This window comes from Ralstonia sp. UNC404CL21Col, assembly GCF_000620465.1.
Taxonomy (GTDB): Bacteria; Pseudomonadota; Gammaproteobacteria; order Burkholderiales; family Burkholderiaceae; genus Ralstonia; species Ralstonia flatus.
Genome location: NZ_JIBE01000004.1, coordinates 1464059 through 1485342 on the forward strand (window position 1 = coordinate 1464059; position 21284 = coordinate 1485342).

Here is a 21284-nt window from a genome sequence, read left to right on the forward strand (position 1 = left end):
CGCGCGCATGAAAAACGGCGGACCATGTCCGCCGAAAATCAGGAGCCACCCTTGCAGCGGGCCGCATCGTCAGACGCGGCCCGCTTGCATTGGCGCTTACCGCTTGATGTCGGTCAGATGCTTCATGAGACCTTCGTAGCGGAACTTGTGGATCGGGCGATCCATCGACTGCATTTCCTGCAACTGCACCGCTTGCGGACGCAGCGAGCCGGTCGGCTTCACAGACTGGGCGGCCAGGGTTGCCACCGCAGGCTGGAAGTTCTTGATGCCGACGATCTGGTCGTACTGCGCCTTAGTGATGAGCTGCGCGTTATACAGCTGCGTGGCATCGCCTGCGATGTTGGTCTTGGCCGCATCGCTGCTGATGGACCCGGCCTGTGCCAGCAGGTTGCTCCACAGCGTCGGGCTGTAGTTGGTCACGTAGTAGTCCAGGCCCGACGGGTTGGCCAGCACGGCCGAGCACGTCGGCAGCGTGACCTGCGCGGTCTGCTGGTCGAGCACGATGGTCTGCGATTGACCAAAGTTGTCGCCATAAGCCAGCGTGAGCGGCACGTTCCACTGGTAGCCCGAATAGACGTTCTTGTTCGGGAAGGCCTTCTGCGTGATGGTCAGCACGTTCTGGTTGGTGGCCGGATTGCACTGCGCATCGATCGTGACGAGCGGCAGGCCGGTCTGGCGCACGAAGCTGTCGCCCACCTTGCCCACCGGCTTGCCGCTGGCCGCTTCCAGTTCTGCCCACAGGCGCGGTGGCGTGCCGTTGCCGAACTTGTATTTGTTCAGGTAGCTCTGCAGGCCCTTGCGCATGGCGTCCTTGCCGACGTAGTTCTCGAGCATCTGCAGGACATGGCCGCCCTTGTTGTAGGCAAAGCTGTCGAGGAAGTCCATCGAGCCGGCGTCGCTCAGGTTGTGCTGCACCGGCACGGCTGTCGGCTGCAGATCCAGCGTGATCACGCGTTGCTTGACCGCCGCGTAGTTGGCCCACGTGTTGCCCTGGAACTCGGGGTGCAGCGTGATCTTCGTGACGTTCTCGAACCAGTTGGCGAAGGACTCGTTCAGCCAGATGTCGTCCCACCAGTCCAGCGTGACCAGGTCACCAAACCATTGGTGGGCCAGTTCATGCGACACCACGACGAACGAGCGTGCCTTACCCATCGAGTGGACCGTCGTCGGTGCGCCATCGGGCGGCACCAGCACCTGGTCGGCAAACTCGAAGATGGCGCCCCAGTTCTCCATGCCGCCAAAGCCGGCATTCTTGTTGTCGTAGCTGTCGTTGGCGACGATGGTGTCCATCTTGTCGAACGGCAGCGGGATCTGGAAGTAGTTGTAGTAGTGGTTCAGCGCTTCCTTCGTGAACTGCATGCCGGCCACTGCCGAGTGCGCCTCGCCAGGCGGCACCCACCAGCGCAGGCGCATGCTGCTGCCATCGAGCGGGTTGGTGAACTGGTCTTCCAGGATGTCGAACTTGCCGCCGCCGAAGAACAGCAGGTACGCCGGCATCGACGGTGTCTTGGCAAACGACACCTGCTGATAGCCATCCGGCAGCTTGGTGGCGCCCGTCTGCCTGCCGTTGGCCACGGCCTTCCAGTCGCCCGGAATTTCCGCCGTCACTTCGAAGGTATTGCGGAAGGCCGGCTCATCCCAGCTCGGGAACCATTCACGCGCGAAGTTCGATTCGCCCTGCGTGACGATAGCGTCCGAACTCTCGCCGGTTGCCGCCTGCAGGCCCAGCTTGAAGATGCCCTCGGCCTTGGTGAAGTTGATCGTGCCCGTCCATTCCATGTGCAGCACGTAGTTGCCGGGCTTGATGTCTCCGGTCGGGTCGCGCAGGTCATAGAAGGCGCCTTGCGATTGCGGAATCGGCACGAGCACGCGCGACGCGCCATTGCCCGAAGTGGGCGTGAGCGTCAGGCGCGAGGCGTCGAGCTTCAGGTCGCGCACGGCCAGCGTCACGGCGCCGGTCTGCTTGGTGACCTTGATCTCCACATCGGCGCGGCCCGAGAAGCTGTTCAGGTCTGCGCTCGGGCGGAACCACAGCTTGTAGTTGACCGGCCTGATGTAGTCCGGGAGTTCCACCGGCGGCACCGTCGCGTCGACGGCAGGTGCCTGCGCATTGGTGTTGCCGGTATTGGTATTGCCCTGCTGCTGCGAGCCGTTTGCGTCCAGCTTGCCGCCGGCCGGCGTGAGCGCGTCATCTCCGCCGCCGCCGCAGGCGGCCAGAATCAGCGCGGCCGCAGCCTGAGCCACGAGTGCCAGCTTGAATGAACGACGTGTCCGGGCGTTGTACGCGCGCCCGGTGTCTGTCGTGGCCGTACGACGGTGCGTTGTCGAATCCCGCATTGCATTTCTCCTGAGGTGGAAACGAATCGGCGGCCCAGGGCTCAAAAGAAATTGGGGGGCAGGCCGCAGAATCGGGACAAGGAATTACCCGCTTCTTGCGCGGTGCAAATCACAGCCCGCGCACGGGATGCACGGATTCTGGAGGAAACGGCCTGCGAATCGAGACGAAGTTTTTTAAATCACGTGCGAGAGAATCTGCTGCGGAATTTGCAGTTTTTGGTATGCGCATCCACGAAGCGGCGGGCGCCTTTCCGGGCGTTGGGTGACTTCTGCAAAGTGCGTTGAAAAAACGAAATGCGTCTCCCGCTTCATGAAAATATCTTAAAAATCGAAGCGGCGATTTTTACAACGCCAGATAAAGCAAAACTAAATACGGCGCAGCGCCGGAAAATCCCGCTGGGGAACTTTCCCGGCCTTCGACGAGGTATTGCGCTGCAGCAGCTGACCGCGCATCGGCTGCATGGGGGTAATCCTTCCGGATGAGCGAGGCGCTGTGCGCGGCTTTACACAAAACCGGTACGCTCGCAACGTTTGCGAAGTGTTTCCGTTTCCGTAGAGCGATTCATGCAATCCGCGTCCGATAGCGTCAGCAGCCCGGCGGCTGTGGGTGTCAACCTGATCGACTTCTTCGATGTCACGCCCACGTCATTGTGGCTGGAGGACTACAGCGATCTGCACCGCCTCTTTGCCCAATGGCGGGCGGCCGGCGTGACCGACCTGCAGCGCTTTCTGGAAGAGGACACCTCCCGCGTGGCCGCCTGTTCGGCCTGTATCAAGGTGCTGCGCGTGAACCGGCGCACGTTGTCCATGTACGCCGCCCCGGATGCCGAAACGCTCACCGCGCGGCTGGCCGACGTCCTGCGCGACGACATGCTCGAGGCCCACGTGGGCGAACTCGTGCAGCTCTGGTCTGGCGAGCCGTCGTTCGAGAGCCGCAGCGTCAATTACACGCTCGACGGCCGCCGTCTCGACATCCTGCTCAAGGGCGTGGTCCTGCCCGATCACGATCAGCCGTGGGACCGCGTGCTGGTGGCGGTGGACGACATCACCGAACTCGAAGACGCCCGCCGCCGTGCCGCCGCCAGCCAACTTTATGCGCGCGGCGTGTTCGAGCATGCGCCGGTGTCGCTGTGGGTGGAAAATTTCAGCACCATCAAGATGCTGCTGGACGAAGTGCGCATGCAGGGCATCACCGATTTCCGCACCTTTACCGACGTGCATCCGGAGTTTGTCGAACGGTGCATGCAGGAAATCCAGGTGCTTGACGTCAACGGCTTCACGCTGGAGATGTTCAAGGCGCGCCACCGCAACGACTTGCTTGGCCGCTTGCCGGAAATCTTTCGCGACGACATGCGCCCGCATTTTCGCGAGCAGTTGATCGACCTGTGGGAGGGCAAGCTCTTCCAGCAGCGCGAGGTCGTCAATTACGGGCTGGATGGCAACCCGCTGAACATCCACCTGCAGTTCTCGGTGTTCCCGGGCCGCGAGCAGGATTGGGACATGGTGCTCCTGGCGCTGACCGACATCACCGCGCGCAAGAAGGCCGAGTCGTATTTGGAATATCTCGGCAAGCACGACGTACTGACCAAGCTGAAGAACCGCTCGTTCTACGTGGACGAGATCAACCGGCTGGAGCGCAAGGGCCCGTTCCCGGTTACGGTCATCATGATCGACCTGAACGACTTGAAGCGCGTGAACGACCAGCTCGGCCACGCCGCGGGTGACGCGCTGCTGCGGCGCGCCGGCGAGGTGCTCGGCAAGGCCATCGACAAACCGGCACACGCCGCGCGCATTGGCGGGGACGAGTTTGCCGTGCTGCTGCCGGGCGCCGACGCGCAGGCCGGCACGGCGCTGGTGGAAAGCCTGCGCAAGCTGGTGGAACTCAACAATCAGTTCTATCCGGGTGCGGAGCTTGGGTTTTCCATGGGCTGCGCCACCTGCCACGGGGGCGGGCGTCTCGAAGAAACGCTGCGCGAGGCCGACGTCGCGATGTACGAAGACAAGCGGATGCAGCACGAAGGCAAACGCTCGACATAACAGCGGCGATTTGTGCGTGCGATGCACAGATCCTGTGCCACGGGCCGTCTGGTCGCGGCGCCGATGCGCTGAGAGACTGCGCTCCTGACAACTTTTTCAGGAGCCAGCATGTCCGGCCAAACACTGCGCAGCATTCTCGGCGCGACCACGCCCACGGCGCTACCCGCACGCGGCACCGCGTTGCTCGTCATCGATTTCCAGGACGAATACTTCACCGGCGCACTGCCGATTCCTCATGGTGCGCACGCGCTGCACAACGCCAATACCCTGATTGATTTTGCGGACCAGCAGGGCTGGCCTGTCGTACACATTCAGCACGTGGCGCCAGCCGAAGCACCGATCTTCGCCAAGCACGTCGCAATTCATGCGGATGTACGTCAGAAGCCCAACCACCGCTGTGTACAGAAGACGTCGGTCAGCGTGTTTGCGAGCACCGATCTGGCGAGCGAGCTGAAGCGCGACGGCATTACGCATCTGGTCGTGTGCGGGCTCATGACGCATGCCTGCGTGGCTGGCGCCGCGCGCGATGCGGTGCCAGCCGGGTTTGAGGTGATTGTGGTGGACGACGCTAGCGCCACGCGTGACATCGTGGTCAACGAATCGCTGCGTGTGTCGCACGACGTGCTGCATCGCGCTGCACTGGCGGAGATTTCCGACACATTCGGCGCGGTGCTGCGCACGCAAGAGGTGTTGTCGCTGAAGGCGGCCTAGCCCGGTTTGGCGCAGGGCAGCGTGATAGCATCCGACGCCTTGGCAACACGGGCACATTCGACCATGGATCAGTTGCTTGCAATGCGCGTGTTCTGCGCCATCGTCGAGGCGCAAGGGTTTTCCGCTGCGGCGGAGCGCCTCGACAGCACGCATTCCTCCGTGTCACGACAGTTGAAGCGGCTCGAAGCCGAGCTTGGTGTGCAACTGCTCAACCGGACGACGCGCCGCTTTGCATTGACGGCCGCTGGCCAGCGTTACTACGAGGCCTGCGTCGATATTCTCCAGCGGGTGGAGTCTGCATCGCAGGCCATGGCAAACGAGCATCAGCGTGTTGCCGGTACGTTGCGCGTCAGCGTGCCGCTGGTGATCGGCACGCTGGAGCTTCGCGACTGGCTGCCGGCATTCCAGCAGCGCTATCCGGACATCCGCCTTGATCTGTCGTGCAGCGACGAGATGATCGATCTCGTTGCACACGGATTTGACGTTGTCCTCCGGATCAGTCAGCCCCTGGGCGACAGCAGCCTCGTCGCCCGCAGGCTGGCCGAATCCGACATCGTGCTGGTAGCGTCGCCTGCCTATCTCGCCCGCCGCCGGCCGCCTGGCGCACCGGATGATCTGGTCGAGCACGAGCTGATCGCGTTTTCGGGCTCGCAAACCGCAACGGAATGGGCGATTACGCCGCCGCAGGGCGAGCCCGTCCAGGTGTCGCTGCATGGGCGGCTGACCACAGATGCCATTACGGCGGCGTATTCGGCGGCACTGGCTGGCGTCGGTATTGCGGCGTTCACTTGGCATACCGTGCGAGCGGCCCTGGCGTGCGGGGACCTCGTGCAGGTGCTGCCGGGCTGTACGCTCGGCAAGCGCATTTACTACGCGCTGTATCCGCACACGCGGCATGTCGCTCCGAAGGTGCGCGCGTTTGTCGACTTCATGAGCGAGCACTATCGCGCGCGCTAGCCCGCAGTGCCCCGCACCCCGGGCGTTATGGAGCGTGCGGCGAGCCCGGCAAGTGCATCAAGCCGGCGCAAAAAACCGTTCGTGCAGTTCCTCCAGCCCCAGCGTGCTGATCACCTCGTTCAGCCGCTCGGTTGGGCGGCGGCGCGGCAGGTCTTTGTACTGCGCGATGATCAGCTCGTTCTTCATCGAGTGTTCCCATCCCACGAGTTCCGTCACGCTGACCTGATAGCCGTGCGCTTCAAGCTGCAGGCAGCGCAGCACGTTGGTGACCTGGCTGCCGAATTCGCGTGTGTGCAGCGGGTGGCGCCAGATTTCCGTCAGCGCATTGCCGAGCGACTTACCCTTGTTCTTGCGCAGCACGCCGGCCACCTCCGCCTGGCAGCACGGCACGAGCACGATGTACTGCGCCTTCTTCTCCAGCGCGAAGCGGATCGCATCGTCCGTGGCGGTATTGCACGCATGCAGCGCGGTCACGATGTCGATCGTCGCGGGCAGTCCGTCAGAGGTAATCGACTCCGCCACCGACAGGTTCAGGAACGACATCCCCTTGAAGCCGAGCCGGGCGGCCAGTTCGGTCGATTTGGTGACCAGTTCTTCGCGCGTTTCGATGCCGTAAATGTGCGAGGTGCCATCGCCCGGCTGCTCCTTGCAGAACAGGTCGTACAGGATGAAGCCGAGGTACGACTTGCCTGCGCCGTGGTCGACCAGCGTGACATGCCCCTTGGTTTGCTGCACGTCGGCCATCAGCGGTTCGATGAACTGGAACAGGTGATAGACCTGCTTGAGCTTGCGGCGGCTGTCCTGGTTCATCTTGCCGTCGCGCGTCAGGATGTGCAGTTCCTTGAGCAGTTCGATCGACTGGTTGGGGCGGATTTCGTGGGTCTTGTTGGACATCGTCAGGACAGCCTGGGCGACATGTCGCACGGAATGGGACCGGTGCGGCGGCGCGGAGAAAAACGGAAAGAGGGCGCCAGTTTACCGAAAAGCGGGGTGGGCGACGGCAAGCGCACCCCAGGCGGCGTCATGCGCGACCTCGTTTGCCCGCGCCCTGTGGGGATGTGACAATAGCGCCCCGCTTGTCTGCCCCGCGCGATTCGATCCGTTCCTCCCCGCATGTCCGAAACATCCAACGCCCCTCTCGTTGCCGTCATCGGCGCCGGCCCCGCCGGGCTCATGGCCGCTGAAGTCCTGTCGCGCAACGGCGTGCGTGTGGAGGTGTTCGACGCCATGCCTTCGGCCGGGCGCAAGTTCCTGCTGGCGGGCATCGGCGGGATGAACATCACGCATTCGGAGCCGATCGACGCATTTCTCGGCCGCTATCGCACGCGGCGCGAGGCGCTGGCGCCGTTCATTGGCCGCTTCGGCCCCGACGACCTGCGTGCGTGGATCCATGTGCTGGGCATCGATACGTTTGTCGGCAGTTCGGGACGTGTCTTTCCGACCGAGATGAAGGCCGCGCCCTTGCTGCGCGCATGGCTGCACCGGCTGCGCGAGGCGGGCGTGCAGCTGCACATGCGGCATCGCTGGGTGGGCTGGGCAGAACCGTCAGACCACGCGCAGGTGCTGCGCTTTGAAACCGCCGATGTTGAACGGCTGGTGCAAGCCGATGCGGTGGTGCTGGCCATGGGCGGCGGCAGTTGGCCGCGCCTGGGCTCCGACGGCGCCTGGGTGCCGTTGCTTGAGGCGCGCGGCGTGCAGGTGCAGCCATTGCAGCCCGCCAACTGCGGGTTCGATGCCGATTGGAGCGCGTATTTCCAGGAGCGTTTTGCTGGGCAGCCCGTGAAGTCGGTCGCCATCGGTTTGCCGTCGGGCGATGGCGGTGCGCTGCAATTCCGCCAGGGCGAGTTCGTCGTCACGCAGACCGGCATTGAAGGCAGCCTGGTCTATGCGTTGTCGGCGCCCATTCGCGACGCGCTCGCCACAGAGGGCAGTGCGACGATCTGGCTCGACCTTGCGCCAGGCTGGAGTGCGCAACGCGTGACGGATGAACTGATGCGCCCGCGCGGCGCGCGTTCGATGTCGAGCCATCTGCAAAGCAAGCTGAATATCACGGGCGTGAAGCTCGGCTTGCTGCGCGAGTGCCTGAGCAAGGAAGCGTTTGCCGATCTGGCTCAACTCGCGAAGGCCATCAAGGCGTTGCCGTTGCGGCTCATACGCACGCGGCCCATCGACGAGGCGATCAGCACCGCGGGCGGTGTGGTGTTTGAAGCGCTGGATGCAAAGCTGATGATCGAGCGTCTGCCGGGCGTGTTCTGCGCCGGCGAGATGCTCGACTGGGAAGCGCCCACAGGCGGCTATCTGCTGACGGCGTGTTTTGCGAGCGGCGCCGCTGCGGGGCAGGGCGCACTCGACTACCTGGCGGCGATGGCCTGCTGATTCAACGGTTTACTGGCGCGCCTTCAGGCGCCACAGCGACGTGACCTCGGCAACCCGCGCGCGATAGAGCGGGTCGTTTTCATCGGACGCCTTCGGGTGCTTCGGCTTGATGTCTTGCCGGGCCACCACCTGCAGGCCGGCAGCGTCGATCATCGCCAGCAGGGCATCGCGCGTGCGCAGGCCAAGATGCTCGGCAAAGTCCGACAGGATCAACCAGCCCTCGCCATTCGGCTCCAGATGGGCGGCCAAGCCATCCAGGAAGCCGCGCAGCATGCGACTGTCCGGGTCGTAGACGGCGCGCTCGATGGGCGAGCTGGGTCGCGCCGGCAGCCACGGCGGGTTGCACACGATCAGCGGCGCACGGCCTTCGGGAAACAGATCTGCATCGACAACGTCCACCCGCGCTTGCAGACCGAGACGCGCCAGATTGTCGCGCGCACAGGCCAGCGCGCGCGGGTCCTGATCGGTGCCGATGACGTGCTTCACGCCGCGTTTGGCCAGCACCGCTGCCAGCACGCCCGTGCCCGTGCCGATATCGAATGCCAGGGTTTTCGAAGGCAACGGCGCATTCGCCACGAGATCGATGTATTCGCCGCGCACCGGGGAGAACACGCCGTAGTGCGGGTGAATGCGCTCACCACCGAGCGCCGGAATCTCGACCCCCTTCTTGCGCCACTCATGCGCGCCGATCAAACCAAGCAGCTCGCGCAGCGAGACGACGGAAGCAGCGTGGCTCGTGCCGTAGGCCTCGGTGCAGGCCTCGCGCATGTCGGGTGCGCGGCGCAGCGGGATCGTGTAATCCGCATCCAGCGGAATCAGCAGCATGCCCAGCGTGCGGGCGCGCTGCGATTGCGCCTGTCGATGCAGGTTGAACGCATCGATGGGCGAGGCGGGTTCCTTGCGCGCCCTGGCGGGTTTGCGATCCGTGCGGCGAGACATGGCCTGCAGCAGTTGGCGCGCGTTCTGGAAGTCGCCTTGCCAGAGCAACGCAGTGCCTTCGCAGGCGAGGCGGTAGGCGGTATCGGCGGGGGTCCGGTCATCTGCGATGACCACGCGCTTGGGCGGCGGGTTGCCGGCTTCGGACCGCCAGAGGGCGGTATGGACGGCGTCGCTGCTGGCTTCAGGGCGGTCGTCGGTCCAGGTGAGGGTGGGGTGTTCGGTCACGGGGGAAATGGGCGGGAAAGCGGGGAGGGTGCGGTAGTGGGCGACACGATACCGCTGTCGGCCTGATCGCACAAATGCTGGCGGGCAACCGAGCGGCGCGGCACTGACGCCGTTTCGGTGGGCCCCGTGTCAGAAAAGGCCCAATGCCACGCTATGAGCCGAAGGACGTCGCCCCGTATTGCCCGCGAGCCGATTGACCGCTGCGATTCTTCTGGCGAAGTGATTCTTCTGCCACCCAAAGACGCCAGTCCGACCCGGCAGGCAGTGTAAACTCCAGCCTTTTTTCGGCACTCGTAGCATGGCGCACGCCCAGCAACGCAGGGCGCTCAGCGGCCCCGCGCTGATCCGCATTCTTGCTCGCCTGACGGACGTCGACGTTTCCGCATCTGCGCAGCCCCTTTCTGACCGGTTAAGCCAATGGCTCAGCTGGACGGATGCCATCACGCTTTCGTCGGCATTGAGCGCGGCCCCGCCCGCCGGTGCCTCCAGCACGCGGCCCGTCGGGCCGGACGCCGAGACCATCGGCGGCCGTGTCCGTGCGGCGTTGACGAAATCCATCGCGTCCAGCTGCGCGCCAGAGACGAGGCCCGGGCCACGCGCACCGATCCAGAACCCGGCGGTGCCGGTGGTGGTCGACTATGCCGATTTCCGGCAGCGCTACGTGCTGATGCAGCAGACGATGGAACTGGAGATCGGCGACCTGCGTGGCCGCCTGCGGCGCCTATTGGCTGCCAGGACGCCCGACCTCGCGCGGCTAGCAGTGCTGGATGCCAGCATGGAGCAGGCGCTCGCCGGCCGCGAACGTTCGTTGCTCGGAGCCATTCCGTCGATGCTGGGGCCGTACTTCGAGCGCCTGCGCGCGGCCGAGCAGCAGCGGCAGGCCGAGCTGCCCGCGGAAGGCCAGGCCACCCCCTCCACATCCCGCGCCTGGCTGGACGCGTTCCGCAAGGATATGCAGAGCGTGCTCCTGGCCGAGCTTGATGTTCGTTTTCAACCGATCGACGGGTTGCTCGCAGCCCTTCGCCCCCGCTAAGCGGGACAGACACCATTCATGTCCAGACATCACCTGAATCTCATCGTTTTTTCTGTCGGGCTGGCGGCCTTGGGATGGATTGCCGTCGGCTACCTCGTCGGCGGAAACCTGCTGGCGCTGGCTGTCACGCTCGTAATCGGTGCCGCCTATGTGGCAGGCGCGCTCGAGCTGCGCCGCTATCGTCAGGCGACGGGCAGCGTCACGCAGGCCGTGGCGGGGCTGACCGAGCCACCGCCCAATCTGGCGGCGTGGCTGGAGCCACTGCACCCGAGCGTGCGCAATGCCGTGCGCCTGCGTGTGGAAGGCGAGCGCGCTGCGCTGCCGGCGCCCGCGCTGACGCCGTATCTGGTGGGCCTGCTGGTGCTGCTTGGCATGCTCGGCACGCTGCTCGGCATGGTGGTGACGCTCAAGGGCACGGGCGCAGCCCTGGAAAGCGCGACGGATCTGCAGGCGATCCGCGCTTCGCTGGCCGCCCCGATCAAGGGTCTGGGATTCTCGTTCGGAACCTCGATTGCGGGTGTGGCAACGTCGGCCATGCTGGGGCTGCTGTCGGCGCTGTGCCGGCGCGAGCGGCTGCAGGCAGTCCAGGCGCTCGACGCGAACATCGCCACCACGCTACGCATGTATTCGCATGCGCATCAGCGTGAAGAGACGTTCAAGCTTCTGCAGCGGCAAGCCGATGTGATGCCCGCATTGGTGGACCGCCTGCAGGCGATGATGGTGTCGCTGGAGCAGCAGGGCGCAGCCAGCAGCGAGCGGCAGATCGCCGCGCAGCAAGCGTTTCTCGACAAGACGGAAGTGGCCTACAGCCAGCTCGCGTCTTCGGTTGGCCAGTCGTTGAAGGACAGCGCAGCCGAAAGCGCGCGGGTTGCCAGCGCGGCGCTGCAGCCTGTGGTGGAAACGACGATGGCGGGCCTCGCGCGTGAATCGGCCGCGCTGCAGGAGACGGTCACGCACGCGGTGCAGCGTCAGCTGGAGGGCCTGTCGTCACGCTTTGAGGCTACGGCGGAGGCGGTCTCCGGCATCTGGAACAACGCCCTGTCGGCGCATCAACGCTCGAGTGAGGCGCTGGTCGGTCAGGTCGGCACGTCGCTGGACCGGTTTGCCGAGACATTCGAGCAACGCTCGGCGCGGTTGCTCGATGGCGTTGCCGAGCGACTGGACGCCACCGCAGGCGGCCTGTCCACCGCCTGGCGCGATGCGCTGGCCCGCCAGGAACACGCCCAAGCCGAGTTGGCCACCCAGAATCAGCGCGCGCTGGAAGCGGCTGCCGCCACGTTCGAGCAGCACGCCGTGTCGTTGCAAGACGCGTCGCGCCAGTCGCATACGGCACTGCAAGCCGCACTGGAAGCACGAGACGCGCAACGTCTGGCGGCCTGGACCGGGGCGCTCAGCGCAACGGGCGAAAAACTGAGCCAGGCGTGGGAGAAGGCCGGCGCCGATACGGCGAGCCGTCAACAAGACATCTGCGATGCGTTGGCGCAGACCGCGCGCGATATCGCCGCGCAGCAGGACGCATCGCGTCAGTCGCAAGCCGCGTTGCAAGCTGCGCTGGAAGCCCGAGACGCACAACGTCTGGCCGCCTGGGCCGATGCCCTCGGCGCCATGGGCGAGAAACTGACCCAGGCATGGGAAAAGGCCGGCGCCGATACGGCGAACCGCCAGCAGCAGATTTGCGACGCACTGGCGCAGACGGCACGCGACATCTCCGCGCAAACGCAGGCGCACGCCAACGACACGATCGGCGAGATTTCGCGCCTGGTCCAAGCCGCGTCGGAGGCGCCCAAGGCCGCGGCCGAAGTGGTGGCCGAGCTGCGCCAGAAATTGTCCGACAGCATGGTGCGCGATACCGCGATGCTGGACGAGCGTGCGCGCCTGCTGGGCACGCTGGAAACGCTGCTCGACGCCGTCAACCATGCGTCGACCGAGCAGCGCACGGCGGTGGATGCGCTCGTGGCGACGTCGGCGGATCTGCTTGAGCGCGTTGGCGTGCGGTTCACCGATCGGGTGGAAGCCGAGACCGGCAAGCTTGGCGCGGTGGCTGCCCAGGTGACCGGCAGTGCGGTGGAGGTGGCGAGCCTGGGCGAGGCGTTTGGCGCGGCCGTGCAGCTGTTTGGCGAGTCGAACGACAAGCTTGCAGCCCAGTTGCAGCGCATCGAAGCTGCACTCGACAAGTCGCTCACCCGCAGCGACGAACAGCTTGCCTACTACGTGGCCCAGGCGCGTGAGGTGATCGACCTGAGCATGCTGTCTCAAAAGCAGATCCTCGAAGACCTGCAGCGCCTGGGTGACCAGCGCGCACTGGCCGGGGCCGAAGCGGCATGAACGACGAGTTCGACGGTGGCATCGAGGCCACGGCGCCCGTGTGGGCCGCGTTTGGCGACCTGATGTCGGTGCTGCTGGGCGCGTTTGTGCTGATTCTGGTGGGTGTGATCGGCGTGCAGCTGGAGCTGTCCTCCAAGCTGGAAAACGAGGTCAAGCAGCGCGAGGCCGAAGCCCAGCGCCGCAAGACGCTGGAGCAGGCGCTGGCCGGCCCGCTGGCGGCCGGGCGCGTGACACTCGTCAACGGGCGCATCGGCATCAATGGCAATGTGCTCTTTGCGATCAACTCCGATCAGTTGCAGCCGGAAGGTCGCGCGCTGCTGAAGAGCCTGGCGGGGCCGCTGGGTGCTTATCTCACCTCGCGTGAAGAGATCTTGATGGTGAGCGGCTTTTCCGACGACCAGCAGGTGCGTGCTGGTAACCGGCTGTTTGCCGATAACTGGGAGCTGTCCGCCAAACGTGCCTTGACGGTGACGCGTGCGTTGATCGACGAGGGCATTCCTGCGTCGAGCGTGTTTGCGGCGGCGTTCGGATCGCAGCAGCCCGTGAGTTCCAATGCAGACGACGTCGGCCGCGCCAAGAACCGGCGTGTGGAAATCGCGCCTGTCCCGAGGCAGGCCGCTTCCAACGGTGGACGTCGTGAGCCGCATTGAGGCCTCGACGCAGGCCATGCTCGACAGCTGGCGCGCCAGCGGCGCGGACCGGCTGGACCGCGTGCGCTTTGGCTTCATCGAGGCATTGCATCGGCGTGCGGCCGGACAAACCGGCGAGGCGCGGCGCATTCTCGATGCGCGGCTCGACGAGCTGATCGCGGCCTACGCGGCAGACCTCGATCGCCCGACGGCAACGTCCGACGCGAGCGACGCAAAAGCGCCTGCCGACAGCGCGTTGGCCAAACTGCTGCGTGACATTGCCAGCCGGCAACGCACGGATGTCGGCGAGGCTTCGGATGGCGGATCTGGGCCTCATCCGCGTGCATTGCCGGAGCTGAAGATTCTCGAGGACGTGCGCGACACGTGGTCCCGCGTCAGCGCCGAGAAACAGTTGCGCGACGCGCTGGACAAGGTGCCGGTCAATGCCGGTCCGCTGAATTCGAGCAGTCTTGTGCATCGTTCATTGCTATTGATGCGCGAGGTCTCACCCGATTATCTGCGGCAGTTTTTGTCGTATGTGGATGCGCTTTCGTGGCTGGAACGCATGAGCGGGGACGGCGCCGTCGGTGGTCAGGATGCGGCACGCGGCGGCGGAAAGGGGGCTCGCAAGGCGCGCTAGGCATCACAGCACAGCGCCTTCGGCCATGCCGATTGGTCCGCGCCTGCTGCGTCTTCCGACCGGCAAGCACGAAAAAAAGGGAGCCGAGGCTCCCTTTTTCTTTGCGCTGGCGATCAGCCGTTGAGGGCTGCGTCCTTGACCTTTTTCAGGGCGCGGACCTTGACGCGCACGGTTGCCGGTTTGGCTTCGAACCACTGCTCCAGACCGGTGAAGGGGTTCTTGCCGAAGCGGCGCTTCGTTGCCGGCACCTTGACCGACGTCACCTTGAAGAGGCCGGGCAGCGTGAATTCGCCGACGCCCTTCTTGTGCAGCGAAGCCACGATGGTGTTCTCCAGATGGAGCAGCACCGCCTTCACCGCCTTGGCGTCGACGGCAGCCTGTTCAGCCAGATGGCTCACCAGGCTCGCCTTGGTGAACGTGTCCTTCAAGGGCTTGAGAGTCGGCGTCGTTGCAGCAGGCTTCTTTGCTGGCGCGGCCTTCTTTGCCGGCGAGGCCTTCTTTGCGGCGGTCTTGGCAGCGGTCTTGGTTTTGGTGGCCATAGTGAAAATAGATGGTTGGGTAAAGTTGACCATTCAATGGAAGCGACGCCTGTGCAGCGCGCTTCGAGCAAGCATAGCAAAGGTTGAGCGCCGTGGAAGCGTTATCTAGGCTGTTTTGAGGCTGCGGAACGCTTATTGCAAGGGATTTCGGGCGTGTATCACCCAGCTGAAGCATCCCGGGTTCAGCACAGACATGCCCCAACGTAAATCGTCGCAGAGCGTGGTGAGCCCCAAAAACCGCGCCCCCATACTCGCCCAGCTGCGCCAATCGAAGATGACGCGCTCCACCCATGCGTACGTTCGCGGCAGCACCGTAAAGTTCTACGAGTGGCTGAGCGAGGTGCAGTCGCACACGTTTCCCGAGGGGCCCACCATCTGGATTTGCGGCGATTGCCATGTCGGCAACCTCGGCCCGATCGGCGATGCTTCCGGCGCCACGCGCATACAGATCCGCGATCTGGACCAGACGGTGCTCGGCAATCCCGCGCACGACCTGATCCGGCTTGGCGTTTCGCTGGCGACGGCCGCGCGCGGGTCCGACCTGCCAGGCATCGTGACGGCAAGAATGGTCGAGGCGCTGATGGCCGGCTACCTGAACGGCATCGACCCGGATGCGGCGGTGCATCTGCCGCCGCGCCCCGCATCCGTGCGCACCGCCATGAAGGCCGCGACCGCGCGTACGTGGAAACAGCTGGCCAGGGAGCGGCTTGATGACACGTCTCCAACCATTCCGCTCGGGCGCCATTTCTGGCCGCTCTCCCGCGAAGAGCGGCGCGAACTGAAGCACCTGGTGAGCCAGCATGAAGTGCTTGCCCTCGTGGCGCGTCTTTACGAGATGCCCGGCGAGGCGTTGGTCAGCATCGTCGACGCGGCGTACTGGGTCAAAGGGTGCAGCTCGCTCGGGCGGCGGCGCTATGCCGTCTTGTTGGCCGTCGATCAGGACCGCGGGCCGCGATATCGGCTGATTGATATCAAGGAGGCGGCCAAGGCTGCAGCGCCCAGCGCGTCTACCGCCGAAATGCCACGGTTGAATGGCGAACGCGTGGTGACGGGCGCGCGCCGTCTTTCTCCCGATCTGGGCGATCGAATGGCTTGGGGAAGCATGCTGGGCAGCAGTTTTTTCATGCGCGAGCTGCAGCCGCAAGACCTGAAGCTGTCGGTCGACAAGCTGGAGCACAAGGACGCCACCGTCCTGGCCGCGTATCTGGGCAACGTCGTCGGCCTGGCGCATGGCAGCCAGATGCCGCGGGATGTTGCGAAGGCATGGCACCGTGAACTGCGGGCACGCCATGGGCGCTCCATCAACGCGCCGTTCTGGCTCTGGTCTTCGATTGTCGATCTGCTTGGACTGCACGAGCGGCAGTACCTCGAGCACTGTCGCGCCTGGGCAGGCTGATCGGCTCTGCTGCGTCCCTTCACTGGCATAAACGCTGCTATCGAACTTTCGGGGCCATCGCGAGCCGACGATGGCCGATTGCGCTCGGCGCTCGGCTGCCGAAGTGCGCAAGTAGACAGCGACAAGGAGGCGCGATGTACGTAGTGATGGGTGCAACCGGACATGTGGGAGCCGCGGTGGCGGAAACACTGCTGGCCAGTGGCGAAGACGTGACGATCCTGACCAGACGGCCGGAGCGTGCAGGTCGCTGGCGGGACAAAGGTGCATCGGTCGCGACGGCCGACGTGGAGGACGTCGCCTCGTTGAGGGCGGCATTCCGACGCGGGCGGCGCGCCTTCCTGCTCAATCCGCCCGCCGATATTGCCGGCGACACCGACGCTACAGAGCGCCGCACGATCGCCAACATCCTCGCCGCGCTGGAAAACTCCGGACTGGAGAAAGTGGTGGCCGCTTCAACTTTTGGCGCGCGCCCGGGGCAGGGCATCGGCGACCTCACCACGCTGTGGGAGTTGGAGGAGGGCCTGCGTCGCCAGTCCATTCCGGCGGCCATCAATCGCGGCGCTTACTACATGAGCAACTGGGCCAGCATGCTCGAAACCGTGGCGCAGACCGGCACGCTGCCGAGCATGTTCCCCGCCGACATGCGCATACCGATGGTCGCGCCCGCAGATCTTGGTGAGGCAGCCGCGGCGCGGCTTCTGACGCCGCCCGACGACGTGGGTGTGCGCTACGTCGAGGGCCCGCAGCGCTACACACCGCAGGACGTTGCGCAGGCCATGTCGCGCACGCTCGGCCGCGACGTGGTGCTCGAAGTGGTGCCGCGCGACCGTTGGGAAGCCGTCTACAAAGGGCTCGGTTTCTCTGACGAGGCGGCTCGCGCCTACGCGAAGATGACGGCCGTGACGCTGGACGAGGGGTTCGACCAACCGGCGGCGGACGACGTGCTGGGCCATGTTTCGCTGGCTGACTTCATTGCAGCAGCGTGGGTACGCGCGGCCCACGCCTGACCAGACCCGCTGCGCCGCCGCTGTCCCGCATCGCTAGGCGATGAGATGGACGAGCAGCGCGCCGTTCAACCCCGCCACCAGCACGGCCCCCACCGTCGCCAGTCGCACCAGGCCGCGAGTGGCGGCATGCTGGCCCATCAGGTCTGGCCGGCGTGCCAGCCAGATCAGCGCCGCCATCGGAAACGGCACCACCATGCTCAGCACCACCTGGCTGAGTACGAGCGCCCGTGTGACATCCATGCCCGCGCCGATGACGATGAACGCCGGCACCATGGTGATCAGTCGGCGCATCCATACTGGCAGGCGCACACGCAGGAAGCCTTGCAACACCATCTGGCCCGCCATCGTGCCGACCACGGAGCTTGAGAGCCCCGATGCGATCAGCCCAACCAGAAACACCAGCCCGGCCGATGCTCCAAACAACGGCGCCAGGGTGATATAGGCATCCTCAATGCCGGCCACCTCCGCATGTGCGCCGTGAAATGCGCCTGCTGATACCACCACCATGGCGAGGTTGATGCAGCCCGCGGCGGCCAGCGCTGCCACCACCTCGCGGTTGGAATAGCGAAGCAGTTGCGACGTCTCTGACGCACTCCGTGGGCGCACGCGCGTATTGACCAGTCCCGAATGGAGAAAGAGCGCGTGAGGCATCACCGTGGCCCCGACAATGCCGGCCGCCAACATGAACGCGTCGGGCGGCAGTGCTGTGGGAACGAAGGTTTGCCGCAGCGCCGCCGCCCACGAAACAGGCAAGATCCACACTTGGATGATGTAAGAGATACCGATGACGGCCACCAGCGCGCCAATCATCAGTTCAACGGAGCGGAAGCCCCGCCCCTGCAGCATCAGCAAAAGATAAGTCAGCACACCGGCGATGACCATGGCGTGCAGCAGAGGCATCCCGGTCAGGAGCGCGATGCCCACAGCGGCACCGACGAACTCGGCAAGGTCGGTCGCCATGGCGGCAAGCTCGCTGACGAACCACATGCCAAGACCGGCTGGCGCAGGCAGGTGCGTGCGGCAGAGCTGCGCCAGATTTTGGCCCGTCACGATGCCCACGCGTGCAGAGAGCATCTGGAACAGCATCGCCACCAGGCTCGATGCCAGCACGACCCATAGCAGCTGATATCCGTAGCGGGCGCCGGCCTCGATGCCCGTGGCGATGTTGCCGGGGTCGGTATAGGCGACTGACACCACCACGGCTGGACCAACGAACGGCGTGAACGTGCGCCAGCCCCGTCGGCGGCCTTCCAGCGCTGCGCGCGCCTGAGCGACGACGCTTCTCGATGCAGAAGAACTGTCGCGTTCAAGCGCGAGGGCGTCGTCCATGGGTGCTCCGGGAGATAGGCGGCGCAAGGCCCTTCGCAACGCGCGTACCCGACGGCGCAACGCGAGGCGTGCGGTACGCGATGGAACGGGTGTTGCGGAAAGGGTTGCGCCATGAAGGCATCCACCCATTCCCGGAGAACATCCATGTTCATGCACAACAAGCGATTGCAATACACCGTTCGGGTCAGCGAATCCGATCCCGGACTGGCCAATCTGCTGCTGGAGCAGTTCGGTGGCCCGCAAGGCGAGCTTGCCGCAGCGATGCGCTACTTCACGCAAGCCGTTGCAGAAGAGGATGCAGGCCGCAAGGACATGCTGTACGACATCGCGACGGAAGAGCTCAGTCACCTCGAGATCATCGGCTCCATCGTCGCCATGTTGAATCGCGGTGCCAAAGGCGAACTGGCCGAAGCGGTGGATGAGCAGGCGGAGTTGTATCGCAAGCTCAATGGCGCTGGTAACGACAGCCATGTGACGCAGGTGCTCTATGGCGGGGGCCCATCGCTGACGAACTCCGGAGGCGTTCCATGGACGGCCGCCTACATCGATTCGATCGGCGAGCCGACGGCGGACCTGCGCTCGAACATTGCAGCCGAAGCGCGCGCCAAGATCATCTACGAACGATTAATCAACGTCACCGATGACCCGGGTGTGCGCGAAGCACTTGGCTTTCTCATGACGCGCGAGGTGGCGCACCAGAAGTCGTTCGAGAAGGCGCTCTACGCCATCAACGGCAACTTCCCGCCGGGCAAGCTGCCGCCGGTGCCGGAGTTCAGCGATGCGTATTTCAAGATGTCGCGCGGTGGCCCCATCGTGCAAGCGCCGTGGAATAGCGGCACGGGTCTTGAGCTGGTCGCAGACCCGCCGGTGCCTGCGGACGGCGGAGACGGCAACGCATCGGTCAACCTCACCGATGCCGAACTCGAAACGCTGGAGGCCATGAAGACGCGTCTGGCTTCAGACCCGGCGGTCGATCCGACCACCGGCGCGGAGCTTGGTGAGGGGAAGGCGTAACGACCGCCTCCAGGCCCGGGCAAAGCGCCGCCCGGGCCTGGACGTTGCGTCTACGCCAGGAACAGCCCGTTTCAAGCACGAACAGACATGGAGACGCTCATGCATATGCAAGAACTCCTTGCGATCGCGGCGCTCACTCTTGCCGTGATTGCCATGTATTCGCTCGCCCGCGGCTTGCCTGCCGGCGTGTTCGGGGCCGGTGTGCAATCCGTCGCGCCGGTGTATTCGGGTGTTCAGCCCCCGCACCCATTCCTGAACGGAAAGCGATGATGCAGAACGAGACGACGCACGAAGGCGAAGCGCGCTTCGAGTGTGCGGGCCAGACCGTGACGGTGACTGCGGAGCAGGACGCGCAGGGCGTGTGGGTGCCCCGCATCTCAGTCGCAAACGGGGCGCGGCAGTTCGAAATCCGAGAAATATCCCAGACATGGCGAGGCTGGCACACCGAAGGCGAGGCCGTTCGAGACGGCATGGAGCAAGCCCGGCTGCTGCTCACGCATGGGCGGTCCTGAGTTTTGAACCACGCAACTGAACCGCGCAACTGCGCGCCACGGCTTCGGCATGACGCCGTCGCCCCGACAGAATCGACAAGGAGTTTGTGATGAAGGCACTCTGCTGGCACGGCAAACATGACATCCGCTGCGACACCGTTCCGGACCCGACGATCCAACACGGCCGCGACGCCATCATCAAGGTCACGGCGTGCGCCATCTGCGGGTCGGACTTGCACCTCTTCGACGGTGTCATGCCCGGCATGGAAAGCGGCGATGTGGTCGGCCACGAAACGATGGGCGAAGTCGTGGAAGTGGGGCCCGAGAACACCAAGCTGAAGGTCGGCGACCGCGTTGTGGTGCCGTTCACCATTTCCTGCGGCGAGTGCTTTTTCTGCAAACGCGGGTTCTATTCCGGATGCGAGCGAACCAACCCTGACCACGCCAAGGCCGCCAAGCTGTGGGGTCATTCACCGGCAGGTTTGTTCGGCTACTCGCACCTGCTGGGCGGATATGCCGGCGGCCAGGCGGAATATCTGCGTGTGCCGTACGCAGACGTGGGGCCCATTCGCGTGCCGGAGGGCGTGGACGACGAGACCTTGTTGTTCCTGTCGGACATCTTCCCCACCGGCTACATGGCCGCCGAGAATTGCAATATCCAGCCCGGCGACACCATCGCCGTGTGGGGTTGCGGCCCCGTTGGGCAGTTCGCGATCCGCAGCGCGTTCCTGCTGGGCGCGGAACGCGTGATCGCCATCGATACAGTGCCCGAGCGCTTGGCCATGGCCCGCGCGGCCGGCGCACAGACGCTCGATTTCAAAGCCAGCGATGTGCAGGAGGCGCTCAACGAAATGACGCAGGGCCGCGGCCCCGATGCCTGTATCGATGCAGTGGGCACGGAGCCCGAGACGACCGCCAGCTTCGACTCCGTGGTCGACCGCATCAAGGTCGCCACCGCGCTCGGTACGGATCGGCCCCACGTGCTGCGGCAGGCCATTCAGTGCTGCCGCAACTTCGGTACGGTCTCGATCGTCGGCGTGTATGGCGGGTTGCTCGACAAGGTGCCGTTTGGCTCGGCCATCAATCGCGGGCTGACGTTCCGGATGGCGCAAACACCGGTTCAGCGGTATCTGCCGTTGTTGCTCGAACGCATTGAGCGGGGCGAGATCGACCCGTCGTTCGTGGTGACGCATCGCGGCACGCTGGCGGATGGCCCAGACCTGTACAAAACCTTCCGCGACAAGCAGGACGGATGCGTGAAGGTGGTGCTCAAGCCCTGATGCCAGCGGCGCATTTGCG

At 64.9% G+C, this 21284-nt stretch carries 20 protein-coding genes; 15 read left to right on the forward strand and 5 right to left on the reverse strand.

Annotation, left to right across the window (positions count from 1 at the left end; all coding sequences use genetic code 11):
* Positions 1-96: 96 nt before the first annotated feature.
* Positions 97-2337, reverse strand: a complete 2241-nt coding sequence (locus tag N511_RS0114705; RefSeq protein ID WP_027680007.1) for a M1 family metallopeptidase — start codon at positions 2335-2337, stop codon at positions 97-99.
* Between the two features lie 294 nt (positions 2338-2631).
* On the opposite strand from N511_RS0114705, the gene N511_RS25265 reads away from it, so the two are divergent.
* The 4 genes from N511_RS25265 to N511_RS0114720 all read left to right on the forward strand — a co-directional run bounded on the left by N511_RS25265 (position 2632) and on the right by N511_RS0114720 (position 6042).
* The gene (locus N511_RS25265; protein ID WP_155954050.1) at positions 2632-2820 is read left to right on the forward strand and encodes a hypothetical protein; all 189 of its coding nucleotides are present in this window, start codon (positions 2632-2634) and stop codon (positions 2818-2820) included.
* An 81-nt stretch (positions 2821-2901) separates the two neighbouring features.
* Positions 2902-4374: a sensor domain-containing diguanylate cyclase gene (locus N511_RS0114710; protein WP_027680008.1), complete on the forward strand. Its 1473-nt coding sequence runs from the start codon at positions 2902-2904 to the stop codon at positions 4372-4374.
* A 108-nt stretch (positions 4375-4482) separates the two neighbouring features.
* Positions 4483-5085 carry a cysteine hydrolase family protein gene (locus N511_RS0114715; protein ID WP_027680009.1) on the forward strand — a complete coding sequence of 201 codons (603 nt, stop codon included), beginning with the start codon at positions 4483-4485 and terminating at the stop codon, positions 5083-5085.
* 63 nt (positions 5086-5148) lie between these two features.
* Positions 5149-6042 carry a LysR family transcriptional regulator gene (locus N511_RS0114720; RefSeq protein WP_027680010.1) on the forward strand — a complete coding sequence of 298 codons (894 nt, stop codon included), beginning with the start codon at positions 5149-5151 and terminating at the stop codon, positions 6040-6042.
* 57 nt (positions 6043-6099) lie between these two features.
* Here the strand turns inward: N511_RS0114720 and N511_RS0114725 are convergent, their stop codons facing one another.
* Positions 6100-6936, reverse strand: a complete 837-nt coding sequence (locus N511_RS0114725; RefSeq protein ID WP_027680011.1) for a class I SAM-dependent methyltransferase — start codon at positions 6934-6936, stop codon at positions 6100-6102.
* 219 nt (positions 6937-7155) lie between these two features.
* On the opposite strand from N511_RS0114725, the gene N511_RS0114730 reads away from it, so the two are divergent.
* Positions 7156-8418, forward strand: a complete 1263-nt coding sequence (locus N511_RS0114730; RefSeq protein ID WP_027680012.1) for a TIGR03862 family flavoprotein — start codon at positions 7156-7158, stop codon at positions 8416-8418.
* A 9-nt stretch (positions 8419-8427) separates the two neighbouring features.
* Here N511_RS0114730 and N511_RS0114735 read toward each other — a convergent pair whose 3' ends face one another.
* The gene (locus tag N511_RS0114735) at positions 8428-9582 is read right to left on the reverse strand and encodes a methyltransferase (protein ID WP_027680013.1); all 1155 of its coding nucleotides are present in this window, start codon (positions 9580-9582) and stop codon (positions 8428-8430) included.
* 298 nt (positions 9583-9880) lie between these two features.
* Here N511_RS0114735 and N511_RS0114740 point away from each other — a divergent pair, with 298 nt between their 5' ends.
* From N511_RS0114740 to N511_RS0114755, 4 genes are read left to right on the forward strand one after another with little or no spacing between them, the layout of a single operon-like run.
* Positions 9881-10615 (forward strand): DUF3348 domain-containing protein, encoded by a 735-nt coding sequence (locus N511_RS0114740; RefSeq protein WP_027680014.1) that lies wholly within the window; start codon positions 9881-9883, stop codon positions 10613-10615.
* Positions 10616-10633: 18 nt separating this feature from the next.
* A complete protein-coding gene (locus N511_RS0114745) occupies positions 10634-12940 on the forward strand; it encodes a DUF802 domain-containing protein (RefSeq protein ID WP_027680015.1) in 2307 nt (768 codons plus the stop codon).
* The gene (locus tag N511_RS0114750) at positions 12937-13590 is read left to right on the forward strand and encodes an OmpA family protein (protein ID WP_027680016.1); all 654 of its coding nucleotides are present in this window, start codon (positions 12937-12939) and stop codon (positions 13588-13590) included. Before N511_RS0114745 ends, N511_RS0114750 begins: the two co-directional genes overlap by 4 nt.
* Positions 13591-13606: 16 nt before the next feature.
* On the forward strand, positions 13607-14209 hold the full coding sequence (locus tag N511_RS0114755) for a DUF2894 domain-containing protein (RefSeq protein ID WP_051530955.1): 603 nt from the start codon (positions 13607-13609) through the stop codon (positions 14207-14209).
* A 113-nt stretch (positions 14210-14322) separates the two neighbouring features.
* Here N511_RS0114755 and N511_RS0114765 read toward each other — a convergent pair whose 3' ends face one another.
* Positions 14323-14748 (reverse strand): HU family DNA-binding protein, encoded by a 426-nt coding sequence (locus N511_RS0114765; RefSeq protein ID WP_027680018.1) that lies wholly within the window; start codon positions 14746-14748, stop codon positions 14323-14325.
* A gap of 193 nt (positions 14749-14941) precedes the next feature.
* On the opposite strand from N511_RS0114765, the gene N511_RS0114770 reads away from it, so the two are divergent.
* Together N511_RS0114770 and N511_RS0114775 are read left to right on the forward strand one after the other, a co-directional pair.
* Positions 14942-16144, forward strand: coding sequence for a DUF2252 family protein (locus N511_RS0114770; RefSeq protein WP_051530936.1), 1203 nt, complete (start codon positions 14942-14944; stop codon positions 16142-16144).
* A gap of 134 nt (positions 16145-16278) precedes the next feature.
* Positions 16279-17151, forward strand: coding sequence for an NmrA family NAD(P)-binding protein (locus tag N511_RS0114775; protein WP_027680020.1), 873 nt, complete (start codon positions 16279-16281; stop codon positions 17149-17151).
* A 33-nt stretch (positions 17152-17184) separates the two neighbouring features.
* On the opposite strand, the gene N511_RS0114780 is transcribed toward N511_RS0114775, so the two are convergent.
* Positions 17185-18480, reverse strand: a complete 1296-nt coding sequence (locus tag N511_RS0114780; RefSeq protein WP_027680021.1) for an Nramp family divalent metal transporter — start codon at positions 18478-18480, stop codon at positions 17185-17187.
* Positions 18481-18624: 144 nt separating this feature from the next.
* Here N511_RS0114780 and N511_RS0114785 point away from each other — a divergent pair, with 144 nt between their 5' ends.
* The 4 genes from N511_RS0114785 to N511_RS0114800 all read left to right on the forward strand — a co-directional run bounded on the left by N511_RS0114785 (position 18625) and on the right by N511_RS0114800 (position 21265).
* Positions 18625-19494 carry a manganese catalase family protein gene (locus tag N511_RS0114785; RefSeq protein ID WP_027680022.1) on the forward strand — a complete coding sequence of 290 codons (870 nt, stop codon included), beginning with the start codon at positions 18625-18627 and terminating at the stop codon, positions 19492-19494.
* An 87-nt stretch (positions 19495-19581) separates the two neighbouring features.
* The gene (locus N511_RS24290; protein WP_037026699.1) at positions 19582-19764 is read left to right on the forward strand and encodes a hypothetical protein; all 183 of its coding nucleotides are present in this window, start codon (positions 19582-19584) and stop codon (positions 19762-19764) included.
* On the forward strand, positions 19761-20006 hold the full coding sequence (locus tag N511_RS0114795) for a DUF6566 family protein (protein WP_143708227.1): 246 nt from the start codon (positions 19761-19763) through the stop codon (positions 20004-20006). Before N511_RS24290 ends, N511_RS0114795 begins: the two co-directional genes overlap by 4 nt.
* Before the next feature lie 89 nt (positions 20007-20095).
* Positions 20096-21265, forward strand: a complete 1170-nt coding sequence (locus N511_RS0114800; protein ID WP_027680024.1) for a zinc-dependent alcohol dehydrogenase — start codon at positions 20096-20098, stop codon at positions 21263-21265.
* The last annotated feature ends 19 nt before the right edge of the window (positions 21266-21284 follow it).